The organism is Fictibacillus sp. NPDC058756, from assembly GCF_042746035.1.
Classification (GTDB): domain Bacteria; phylum Bacillota; class Bacilli; order Bacillales; family Fictibacillaceae; genus Fictibacillus.
The window spans coordinates 617,296-629,221 of the sequence record NZ_JBHYPU010000001.1 but is presented as its reverse complement, the minus strand read 5'-3'; the positions used below and the strand labels follow the sequence as shown (position 1 = coordinate 629,221).

Here is an 11,926-nt window from a genome sequence, read left to right as displayed (position 1 = left end):
ATTATAACATCTCGAACTGACAATTTTATTACAATTGTATTTCATCTTGCCTACAACAAGGGACCTTTGTCGTGTTTTCTTGATGCTGTGATGGTTAAAATACGACACGATTCGCTGAAATCCTTCATCTTCTCATAAAACCTGCAAGTAAACTTTTCGACATTCGGTGGCTAAAGTCGACCATCGAATTAAAAATTAGGCACTTTTGTACTGCATATACGGTACATTACATCGGTTTATATTACAGAATCTGTAGTAAGAACGGCGTATTTATGTCATAAGTCCTACAAAAGGCGCAAAAAACCAGCCGGTTGCGCCACCGGCTGGCAAGATTCGACTTATGGAGTTATGGGTGATTATCCGCGTTTAAATCCTTCCCCAAGCACTTCATTCGCATTTACAACGATTACGAACGCTGACGGATCGACGCTTTTTACATATTGTTTTAATTTCGTAACTTCATATTGTGCAACAACAACCATCAGCATCGGCCGCTCATCCTGGGTGTAACCGCCGAATGCATTGATCTTCGTAACCCCGCGGTAGATATGAGTAAGTATGCCTTGACGGAGCTCTTCTTCTTGATCAGAAATGATAAGCGCCATTTTTGACGTGCCAAGTCCGATCTGCACAACATCGATCGTTTTTGCCGTGATGAACATCGCGATCTGTGCATAAAGAGCTTGTTCGATTCCGAAGATAAAGGCTGATGCAAGTACGATTGTCCCGTCAATCATGAGGATAATCGTTCCGAGTGAAATCCCGATGTATTTATGGATGATCTGTGCGAGGAGATCCACCCCTCCTGTTGATGCTTTTCCTCGGAATACGATCCCAAGTCCTGCACCGATTCCAAGGCCACCGAAGATCGCGCCGAGCAGCGGTTCCTCTGTTGCTGCTCCCCACTCTTCAAAGATAAAGACGAAGAATGGCAGCACAAGTGTACCAACAAGCGTTTTCGCGCCGAATCTTTTTCCGAGGAAGAAAAGTCCCGCGATGAACAGCGGAATGTTGAGACTCCACTGCACATAAGAAGGCTTCCATTGGAAGAGTCCGTAAAGGATCGTCGAAATTCCGCTTACTCCGCCAGATGCGATCTCGTTCGGTAAAAGGAACACCGAGAATGCCAGAGCTACAAGCCCTGATCCGATTACAACATAAATATATTCAAAAATAAGTTCAACCGTCGGGTGCAGGATTCCACCACGTCTTTTTCTTATTGCCATCATCATAGCTGTCTGTAAACCTCAAACTTTCATAAGGAATTTCTTTCAAACGAAAAAAGTATACCAAGCCTAGTATGCCCTTGTAAATGAGACCTTAGTGCCGCGGTGATGAGGTGAAGTGGTTTCATTGTAGAAGGTAATTCAGATAAACCCTGTAATATTTCATTTTAACTCTTCATTTCGACTATTTTAGAAATTGCTCCCTTAATATTTTTTCAAAAAAAAACGAGAGCCATTAATTGACTCTCGTTTCTACGGACTTATTCTTTCACCTTTTCCTGTTCCTTCTTCTTCACTTCACTTCTTAATCCTTTTACCAAGGACCAGCACATAAATACCATGATGATAGCAAATGGAAGTGCTGTTGCGATAGAAACGGTTTGTAATACTGTTAAACCGCCTGCGGTTAAAAGAACAATCGCTACCAGCGATTGAATAACTCCCCATGTGATTTTAATTCTATTGGAAGGATTTAAATTTCCGGATTCACTCAGCATTCCTAAGACGAATGTAGAAGTATCTGCAACCGTCACATAATAGGTGATAACGACCAATAATCCAATCATACTTAACAATGTACTGAATGGAAGAGCATCAAAAAGATAAAAGATGGAAAGAGAAACGTTGTCAGCTATCTTTTTTGCCAGTGCATGATCGCCTAGATTATGTACAAGTTGCAGCCCAGTGCCTCCAAAGATAGCAATCCAAAAACATGTTCCTAGTGTCGGAGCTACCAATACCCCTAAAATAAACTTTTTAATGGTTCGGCCTTTTGAAATTCTTGCGATAAACATCCCGACAAATGGTGCCCAAGCAATCCACCATGCCCAATAAAAGAGTGTCCAGTTTCCGATCCATTCCCCTTTACTAAACGGAGCGGATCGCAAGCTCATTTGTAAGAAGTCATTTAAATAATTCCCAAGCGAGTTAAAGAATAGGTTGAAAATAAAGAAAGTTGGTCCGAGTATGAGAACCAAAAGCATGATCAAGAACGATAAGATCATAGCAGTATTAGATAAATATTGAATTCCTTTTTCTAGCCCTGTAGAAATGGAAATCAAGAAAAGTACGGTCGCTACAGCGATGATAAGGACTTGAACTGTAAGTGTGTTTGGTGTGTCAAATAAGGTATGGAGTCCGCCGGAGATTTGCAAAGCTCCGAAGCCTAAAGAAGTCGCTATGCCGAATACAGTAGCAAAAACAGCCAAAATATCGATCGTTTTACCGATTGGTCCATATATTCTGTCGCCGAGCAGCGGATAGAACGCAGAACTAATCGAAGCAGGCAATTTTTTATTGTATTGAAAGTATGCTAATGAAAGACCAATTACTGCATAAATTGCCCAAGGATGAAATCCCCAATGAAAAAAAGCATATTGCATGGCCAGCTTTGCTGAAGCATCCGTAAATCCTTCACCATAAGGAGGTGTAACATAATGCGTTACCGGTTCTGCAACACTCCAGTAGACTATTCCGATTCCCATTCCAGCTCCAAATAACATAGCAAGCCAAGAAGAAGTTCTAAATTCCGGCCGGTCTGTTTCTTTCCCTATTCTGATACGGCCGTATTTTGAGAATAAAAGATAGACTGAAAAAAGAACAAAAAATAATGCTGAAGCAAGATAGATCCAGCCTAAGTAGTCAATCGTATAGCCATATATGCTATTTGTTACGCTGGTGAGGCTTTTCTTAAAAAAGATTCCCCATACAATGAAAACAATTGTGAGTAAGAGTGATACATATAGTACACTTTTTCCTTTGCGATGTTGAGTACTCAAATTTTTTATTCCCCTTTACACTCGAAAAATGGATACACTTTCTTATATTCACCTGTTTTCCTATATTTATGACAAGTTTTAAGCGAGATTTAAATTTCTTATTTGTACCCATTGTTCTTTAACTTTTATTTAAACAAGCGAATAGTCCTAGAAATATATACCCCCTCACCTTCAAAATCACTCACTTTAAAACAACAAGTTCTCAGTATAGCATACATGACATGTGAGTATGATTTTCTATCCCTTTCTGAAAAAAGCATCAGAATTTATACTCAAAAAAACCTTCTAGGAAGACCCATCTCCCTAAAAGGCTGCTAGAGCAGTATTATGAACATCTTGAGAAAGAAATGTATCCATTTTTAAAACGATTAGGCTATGTTTTCCTGCCGAACATTATGAAATAAAGCTTTTTGATTTTCATATGAATAACGGAAATGCAGAAAGAGCCAATGAATATGCAGCGTTAATAGCCTAAAAAACAGACGCAACAATCATTTTGTATAAAAAAGGAAGCCTATTGCAGGCTTCCTTTCATGTCTTTATGAAGGTCTTTTCATCTGTACGACTTTTTCTTCTTGTTCCTCTAAACGTTCAGCGTTGAGCTTCTTTCGGTACACCCACCTCGAAAGCATGATGCTGATCTCATACAGGACGAGCAGCGGAATCACCACGAGAAAATCCGACACAAGATCTGGCGGTGTGATTAAAACTGCCACGACGACGAGTGCAAAGTAGGAGATCTTTCGTGCTTTTGCCAGCATAACTGGATTGATGATTCCGAGTGAAGTCAGAAACATCACCACGAGCGGGATCTCAAACAGAAATCCGAACGGCAGTGTCAGGTTCAGCATGAACTTGAAATATTTTTCCGATGTGAAAAAGGTTTGGAAGTTCCCTTCTGATAATCCGAGCAAAAAGTTCAGCACCATCGGATAGACAACAAAATAGCCAAATGACAATCCTAGCAGGAACAATAGAAACAAAGCTGGAATGTACGACAGCGTCACCTTTTGTTCTCTTTTATCCAACGCCGGCTTAATGAACATCCACGTTTGATGAGCGGCAACGGGTATGGTGAACGCGATTGCAATCACACCGGATATCATAAAATATACCCAAAGAATTTCGCTCGGTCCGAGGACGGCAAGCTGCTGGTCCAAATCTCGGATCAGCCAGCTGTAGATCGGCTCCACATAGAAAAATGACACAGCGAGAACCGTCATAAACATAGCAAGCGTTATAATGATCCGTTTTCGAAGTTCACCCAGATGCTCCACAAAGTACATCTCTTCTGCTTTCACAACTTCAGCCTCCTTCCTCTTTTTAATGAAGAAAAGATGCAAGCTTGCTATTGCGCCCGCATCTTCCCTCACTAAATCTCATTATTTTGACTGCGGTTTTTCTTCTTTTTCATCAGAAGACATTAAATCTTTTGCAGAACTCTTAAATTCACGAAGCGTGCTTCCGAATGCGCGTCCGATCTCCGGCAGTTTTGAAGGTCCAAAGATGATAAGCGCGATGATTAAGATCAAAATCAATCCTGGTACTCCAATGTTAGTAAAACCCATGTGGATCGCCTCCTTAGAATTTGTAACTCATTAAAACTTAAAACCAGTTATCGCCACTACTGATGGACGCGGCTGGTTGCCTCCGCGCACTTGCGGCCATGTGCTTGTTGGATTTGCTTTATCTTCCGTTTCCTCTCCTGGATGCTGCACCGAAAGGAATAGCGTTCTTTCGTTTGGTGTAAAAGATGGTCCTGTCAATTCTGCTTCTTTTGGTGCTGATGCGAACTGGAAAGCTACTCCCTTGTCGGGACCGACTGTTGGGATCATGAACATACCGTTGTTTTTGAAGCTCGTCCACGCAGCAGAGTTCAATTTGCTGGATGAAATATCTGTCACGGTCCAAAGATTTGCGTTCGAGTCGAACGTCAAGTTATCTGGAGCACTGAACCCGCTTTGGCGTCCGCCAGCTGCGAAGATCTCAAAGTCAAACTCCTCTGCGCCATGGTCTCCGTCTTTTTCAAAAAAGCGTGTGATATGTCCGTGAATGTTTCCGTGCTTATCATTGTTTGTGTGTGCGATAAACACTGTTTGATCTAAAGGTGAAATCTCAACGTCTTCCGGACGGTCTGTTGGTGTTGCGCCTAGTAAGATTGCAGCGTCATGTGCGTTCACAACGACATCAGCTTGTGTTTTGAACTTTTCTAATAGTTCAGTGTCACCCGCTGCTTTTTCACGAACTGCTTCGACAGTTAATGCTACCCACGTGCTCTTTTGCAGGTCAGCTGCGTAAAGCGTTCCTTCTTCTAAAAGCTTACTGTTTTCTTTGCCTTTAGCTTCCACGTACTTGCCTTTACTCACAAACTTGTACACGCATGCATCTTTTTTATCGTCTCCCATATAAACGACTACCCGTCCGTCTTTGGAGATGCCCATACTTGCATTTTCGTGGTTGAAGCGGCCAAGAGCTGTGTGCTTTCTTACTTTGAAATTCGGATCGAACGGGTCTACTTCAATCACCCAGCCGTAGTGTGTTTGGTCTAAACCAGCCGCTTCAGAAGTATCTTCATAGTTTTCTTCGCAAGACATTACAGTGTTCCAAATCGTGCGTCCGCCTGAACAGTTAGCAAATGTTCCCTGTACAGAAGTTGCACCAGATACTGCGGTGTTTCCTTTAGCTGGCCCCGTTAACGCGAAAGGTGTTAGGCCTGTTACACGGCGTGCAAGTTCAGAATCCTTGTTAAGCGTCCATTTGCCGTTTTTTACTTGAACCTCAATTATGGAACCGCCTTGGTTGTACAGCATTTTTTCAATTTGAGCTGCTGTATATTTGTCGCCATTTTTTTCGCCTTCTACATATAAAGGGTTCGTGTACTCATGGTTCACCCAAAGCAAACCATGTTCGCTTGAGTCCTCGATCGGAAAATACATTGTAAAATCGTTGTTGAATCCAAATGTGTCGCCTTTTTTATTGATCACATCACCATATGACGCGATCACTTCATATTTATAACCTCTTGGTAAAACAAGTTCATCTTTGTCTGTTGGTGCAATCGGGTGAAACTTAAATCCTTTTTTGCGAGGCTTCATGCGCATTAAGCTGTCTGATTGAGCGTTCGCTTTTTCTGTTAAAACGCCTAAGCCAGAAGTTGCTGCAGCAAGTGCTGTTGCGCCTGTTCCTAAATACGTTAAAAAGGTTCTTCTATCCAATGGTTTCTTTTCCACTCCATTTTCCCCCTAGGACCAATAATTTATCTTGCACCCTTAAGGATAAAGCGAAATTGTTAAGCCACTGTGTAGGGCATTTAAACAAACGTTTAAGGTTTTCTAGCTTTTTCTAAAAGTTTTAAAGAGGCGGTCGTAAAAATCTGATGTGTGGCGACACTTAACGTTGGCTGTTGAACAATTGTTTAAATAAACCTTTCCACACATGAAGTTTCCCTTTTTAAAACTTCTAAGTTGGGAAAATAGCTGTGCGTAGTGGATGCTAAGTAATAGCATACTCCTATGATTTTCCCAATTTACTTACTAAGAATTGTAGGTATAATTAACCATAAGGTACTTTTATTGAGGTGAAGCGATGGATATAGAAGTGGGAAGTCGTGTCGTTTATAAAGGCGTAGAGTACCAAGTAGTGTGGATTTACGAGAATGGGAATGTGGAGATAGCAAAAAAAGCACAACAAAGTAAGATTGAACTTGTTCCTAAGAACGCTCTCACAAAAATAAGCTAAAAAAACTTCCGGAGTATTTTTTTCCGGAAGTTTTTCTTGTTTTGCCCCATTCATAAATTAATCTGTCTTTAATTCGTAAAGATAGGCTGTATAACATGACGGGTTCTCTTTTGAAGTATAAAAAGGAAAAAACAATGTGAATCGTATGTCAATTCACATCTGAATTTGTGTATCTCTGAATTTGTGTATCTCTGAATTTGTGTATCCTTGAAAAGATAATTTTCAATAAAAAGATAACTCTTTATTAGTACATATTACTTAATAAACTTTCTTTTTTTGAAAATTTTGTATGTTTAACACGAATTTAATAGTAAAATAGCATTATGTCAAGAAATTTAAGAATGAGCAGAAAGTAGGTAATCAGGTGAGGCTTGTTTCTATAAATAATTGTGAAGTTGGAATGGTTTTAGCAAAACCTATCTTTGATGAAGATGCCCGTCTCCTTTTGAATGTTGGAACTAAATTAACAGAATCACATATTAATCGAATAAAAAAACGTATTCCTTTTATATATATAAAATCAGAAATAACAGATCATATTACTCAAATGAATGATGATATTCCATATGAACTTCGGACAAAAACAATTTCAACTATTTCCAACGTTTTCACTACAATAACCAATGAACATACCAATAAAATTGTCATCTCATCTAGGTTAAAAAACTTTTGGAATTTAAAGGATACTTTCGCTAAAATTGTTCAAGAACTTAACTCCTCTCATAACCTGTTGAACTTGATTTCTCATTTGCAAATTAATTATGACGACATGTTTGATCATTCTCTAAACACAAGCTTATATTCACTTTCGATTGGAAGATCTCTAGGCATACCTGAAAAGTCACTTCATATTTTAGGACTTGGAGCCCTATTTCATGATATTGGAAAACTAAAATTACCAAATTCACTTCTGAACAAACAAAACCTTACAAATGAAGAAAAGCAGTTAATGAGATCACACACCGAAATAGGGTTTGAAATGCTGCGAAAAGAATCTGAGCTTCATTTATTAATTGCTCACTGTGCTTATCAACATCATGAGCGTGTTAATGGAAGTGGTTATCCAAGAGGATTACATACGAATGATATCCACCAGTTTGCAAAGATTATTGCAGTAGCTGAAAAATTTGACCAACTAATTAGACAAAAAGCTATGCTTCCTCATGAAGCGATCGAAGTTTTATATGGTTATTGCTATATAAGATATGACATTGAAATTATAGAAGCATTTAAAAGCGCAGTTGCTATTTTTCCAATCGGTGTAACAGTTACGTTAAGTACAGGCGAACGCGGTGTTGTTGTTGGTTATAATCAAAAATACCCCCAACGACCAAAGGTAAGAATATACATGGATAAAGAGGGCAGAAAGCTTTCTATTTCTAATTTTTATGAAATTGATTTATTAAAACAATTATCAACCATGATAGTAGAATGTGATGCAATCATTGAAACAAAAGCTACGGTTTAATATATTTAATTAGCAATAACACAACTCGTGGTAAAGGGTTTTATTCATATACTATATACTTGTTCAAAAGAAAATGAAAAATCCCATAAAATTTCTAATGACAAAATTCCATATAATGTATATAATTTGTATTCGTGAATTGAATATTATGGGGGCTTATCGTTGAACAGTATCTTTTTTATACATCCTTTTCCGATCATAAGAAGTGAATTAACCTTTGTGATAAAGGAACAATTCAAGGGAGCTGTAGTTCATGAATACGAAACATTTTCTAAATGCAACTCTGGATTACTTAACAAAGATGACGTCCTTATAATAAATATTAAGATTTCAACAATAGATATACTTAACTCTCTAACCTTGCTTCAGAACAAGGGTGTCAAAATAATAATTTGGATGGAATCCAGTGATGAAATACGAACAAGAAATTTATTTCAATGTGGATTTATGGGATACTTTTCAAGCAAGATCGAACAAGTTGAATTACTAGAGGGATTAGAAATGGTTTTTAATAACACCCCTTATATACAAAAGAAATTAACTCCCCTCTTATTTAAAGAATACCTTTCTGAAATTAAACCTGAAATTCATGAAAATGATGCTATTTTCACAAAGGAAATTACTTTAAAAAACGCAATACTGACAAACCGAGAATGGGATGTTCTTCAGTATTTATCAAAGGGATACAGTAATGAAAAAATAGCAAAAGAGCTGTTTGTAACTGAAAGTACGATAAAAAACCATGTAAGCTCCATTCTTCGTAAGCTGGAAGTTCCTGATCGTACATCAGCTGTAGTTAAAGCTATTAAAAACAAGTGGATTAATCATATATCTATTGGATAACCGCCACCCCAGATGCGTGGCTTTTTCTTTGCTTAAAGGCAGTAAAAGTAATCTTAATTTAAAGCTAATTTGTTTATCAAACATCACCTCTAAGTCCAATGAATTTGAAGATAAAAATCTCTTTTAATTTAAATGTCACTTAGTTCCGCAACCTAAAAACTATTTCTTCTGAAATGCTGGTATGTGCCTTGATAACATAAACACAAAAAAACCCTTTAACTTAATGAATTTAGTTAAAAGGGTTCATATTCAAATTATTATACAACTTCCAAAGCCTGCGGTTTTCCTAAATAAAAGCCTTGACCAACAGCAATACCAATTTGCTGGGCTACTAGTAAATCGTCATGCTTTTCAATCCCCTCGAGGACAAGTAGTGTGTCACTCCCATAATAGGTATAGAACAACTCAAGAAATCTTTGTTTCTTCTCATCCTTAGCCAAGTTTTGCGCAAAATAACGGTCAAGCTTAATACATTCAGGTTTGAATTCTATCACTCTTTTGATGGATGTAGAACCCTGCCCAAAATCATCAATAGCAAATTGAACCCCAAACTCCCTTAAAGTTTTTATGGATTTATTTAATAATGGGATATTCCACAAGTCATCAGCACAAGTTTCATTTATTTCAAGAAATAACCGTTTTGGAAGTTCAGGATAAAGGACACATAAGCTATCGAAAAAAAGCAAAAAGTTCGGATGTAAAATGGTTGTTATATAAATATTTAGAAATAAGTAACCATTAGACTGCTTCAAGAAATACGAAGCAATGGCCTTTTGTAACGAAATTGTATCTAATTTATAGAGAATGTTAGCCTGTATTGCTGATTTAAATACACTGTCTGGATTAATCTTTGCTTCATTTCTTAGAAGCGCCTCATATGCATAGATCTTATTACAGTCTTTTAGACAGTATAATGGTTGGTATTCATGATAGATTGTATTACCATTGAAAATTTCATAAACATTCATTGTTTTTACCTACATTTTTGAGAGATCAAAAGGGAACTGTATTCAGTTCCCTCTATTTGTAAATCTTATAGCCCGTTAAATGATACTGTAATAGTTGCATTTAGGTTTAAATCAGATGCTAAGTTACTGATTGTATCAGTGTAGCCAGTTTCAGCAAGATCTAATGTAATGTTAAAAGGTTTTGTTGCAGCCTGAGAAGTCGTTCCATCACCAGTTCCAGAAATAATATTTTGAGCTGTGCTTGAGAGTTTAGCCGTTTGATCTGATTGGACAGAAATACGAGTAGTATCTAAATTAATAGTATTATTACTTGCATCTGTACCAGTAAATGTAGAACTTTTAACTCCAACATTATAATTATCTTTATACCTAACATTAATTTGGGGTGTAGTTACAGCTGCATTGCCCAACTTGTAAACGGATGTTGCTGGAGCGCCCAGTGTACCATTAAAATCTACGTTGTCAAAGTTCAAGCTAATCCCGGCTTTTGGAAATACTTTTCCTTTTACCGTGATATTACTAGCAGCTTCGGTGTATAATGGTAGAGAAGCAGCTAATACAGTAGCGCCAACTACTGACAAACCTTTTTTCCATGCCTTCTTCATAAATAGTTTCCTCCTAAAAATTATTATATATATTTTAACCTCCGCCTAGCTGGATGGAGAGGGTTAACTAAGATGAAGCTTTTGTGGATAGAAGACCATTAGCTGCTTCAGCTAACCATTTCTTCTTTAATCTCTTTATGTATATACGTATAAATAAAATTACTAGCAAGACTGTAGTAAGTAAAATACAAACAAGCAACCATGGAATAATAAACAAAGTAGTATTAATTTTTTCGAATTTTTTTCCGTCCATGGAAAATGTAACTTCAGTTTTATAGATTCCTATATAATCATCAATATTCCATCTTACTAGAATATCTTTCTTATTATTTGGAAGAAGGTTTACTCTCGGAATTTTTTTTTGAATTACCTTTTTCGTAAATATGTTGGTAATCTTCATATTACCTTGAGATTCAAGATGGACATTTCCTTTATTTTCAACGGAGAAAATAAAGTGTCCCCCGTTTATTACATCCTTTTTAGTACCTAGTAAATCCCATTTCTGATCTAAATTAATGTTTCCATTCTTATCAGTAACTAGCACATAAATAACCGGTGCAATTTCTGTCTTTATTTTCATTTGAGAGTCTTGAGCCGCTACTGGGATAAATGATCCTTCTAGTAACGCCATGTGTTCTCCCATCTCTGCTTCCTCTGGAATTTTCACAGTTACCTTAACATCTACATAGCCCTTTGGTTGAAGCTTTACAGTATCGACGTTTAAATTTGTCCACTTATTAACAGAAAAACTATTCGGTCTGTCTTCCACGTAAATAAGACTATTTTTCTCATAAATAAAGTCTCTAACTCCAAAACCTGCTTGTGCTTCATCAGGCGTATCGTTAAAAAAGCGAAGTGTTTTTGTTATTACATCTCCAGGCTTGCCTTTAAAATTCATAATCATTTGAGATGAATAATATCCTTCGTAATTTGCTGCTTTTACAGGTACCTGTGTAAAAAATCCCAGTATCAGAAAAAAGACCATTGCCAGGCTATAATTTCTTTTCATGCGGATTCTCCTTGTATTCATGTTGAGCAATAAAAAAGACCACAAAAAAAACGAAATGTTTATCCGTTTTTTCAATGTGGCCGGTTGCGCTACATGCTCATCTAAATTAAAGCGCCCAATCGTAATTTAGAATCATTGCATTCCTCATTGAGTTATCAATAAATGTCAAATATTGTCGTCTTAGGGAAATATATCATACTTTGTAGAAAAATAGTACTATTTTTTAGAAATTTTTAAATTTATTAAATTATTTACAAAAATAATGTGTATTGCTTCTTAATTAAATGTCTT

At 37.2% G+C, this 11,926-nt stretch carries 10 protein-coding genes and 1 riboswitch; of the genes, 2 read left to right on the top strand and 8 right to left on the bottom strand.

The annotated features are described in order from the left end of the window. Nucleotides 1-356: 356 nt before the first annotated feature. The 5 genes from ACFW35_RS03015 to ACFW35_RS02995 all read right to left on the bottom strand — a co-directional run bounded on the left by ACFW35_RS03015 (nucleotide 357) and on the right by ACFW35_RS02995 (nucleotide 6,234). Entirely contained in the window at nucleotides 357-1,229 is an 873-nt protein-coding gene (locus tag ACFW35_RS03015; RefSeq protein ID WP_379847359.1) for a YitT family protein, read from the bottom strand. Between the two features lie 257 nt (nucleotides 1,230-1,486). Further along, entirely contained in the window at nucleotides 1,487-3,004 is a 1,518-nt protein-coding gene (locus ACFW35_RS03010) for a glycine betaine uptake BCCT transporter (protein WP_379843694.1), read from the bottom strand. Between the two features lie 539 nt (nucleotides 3,005-3,543). Further along, nucleotides 3,544-4,290, bottom strand: a complete 747-nt coding sequence (gene tatC, locus ACFW35_RS03005) for a twin-arginine translocase subunit TatC (protein ID WP_379847357.1) — start codon at nucleotides 4,288-4,290, stop codon at nucleotides 3,544-3,546. A 96-nt stretch (nucleotides 4,291-4,386) separates the two neighbouring features. Then, nucleotides 4,387-4,572 carry a twin-arginine translocase TatA/TatE family subunit gene (gene tatA / locus ACFW35_RS03000; RefSeq protein WP_066292809.1) on the bottom strand — a complete coding sequence of 62 codons (186 nt, stop codon included), beginning with the start codon at nucleotides 4,570-4,572 and terminating at the stop codon, nucleotides 4,387-4,389. A gap of 30 nt (nucleotides 4,573-4,602) precedes the next feature. Next, nucleotides 4,603-6,234, bottom strand: a complete 1,632-nt coding sequence (locus ACFW35_RS02995) for a PhoX family protein (RefSeq protein ID WP_379843692.1) — start codon at nucleotides 6,232-6,234, stop codon at nucleotides 4,603-4,605. A gap of 872 nt (nucleotides 6,235-7,106) precedes the next feature. Here ACFW35_RS02995 and ACFW35_RS02990 point away from each other — a divergent pair. After that, nucleotides 7,107-8,210 carry an HD-GYP domain-containing protein gene (locus tag ACFW35_RS02990; protein ID WP_379843690.1) on the top strand — a complete coding sequence of 368 codons (1,104 nt, stop codon included), beginning with the start codon at nucleotides 7,107-7,109 and terminating at the stop codon, nucleotides 8,208-8,210. A 162-nt stretch (nucleotides 8,211-8,372) separates the two neighbouring features. After that, nucleotides 8,373-9,053, top strand: a complete 681-nt coding sequence (locus tag ACFW35_RS02985; RefSeq protein ID WP_379843689.1) for a response regulator transcription factor — start codon at nucleotides 8,373-8,375, stop codon at nucleotides 9,051-9,053. Between the two features lie 257 nt (nucleotides 9,054-9,310). On the opposite strand, the gene ACFW35_RS02980 is transcribed toward ACFW35_RS02985, so the two are convergent. The 3 genes from ACFW35_RS02980 to ACFW35_RS02970 all read right to left on the bottom strand — a co-directional run bounded on the left by ACFW35_RS02980 (nucleotide 9,311) and on the right by ACFW35_RS02970 (nucleotide 11,635). Continuing rightward, on the bottom strand, nucleotides 9,311-10,021 hold the full coding sequence (locus ACFW35_RS02980; protein ID WP_379843687.1) for an EAL domain-containing protein: 711 nt from the start codon (nucleotides 10,019-10,021) through the stop codon (nucleotides 9,311-9,313). Between the two features lie 65 nt (nucleotides 10,022-10,086). Next, nucleotides 10,087-10,626 (bottom strand): hypothetical protein, encoded by a 540-nt coding sequence (locus ACFW35_RS02975; RefSeq protein ID WP_379843686.1) that lies wholly within the window; start codon nucleotides 10,624-10,626, stop codon nucleotides 10,087-10,089. Nucleotides 10,627-10,693: 67 nt separating this feature from the next. Then, complete coding sequence (locus ACFW35_RS02970) at nucleotides 10,694-11,635, bottom strand: hypothetical protein (protein WP_379843684.1); 942 nt, start codon at nucleotides 11,633-11,635, stop codon at nucleotides 10,694-10,696. Between the two features lie 69 nt (nucleotides 11,636-11,704). Further along, nucleotides 11,705-11,788, bottom strand: a riboswitch (cyclic di-GMP riboswitch). Nucleotides 11,789-11,926: the final 138 nt, after the last annotated feature.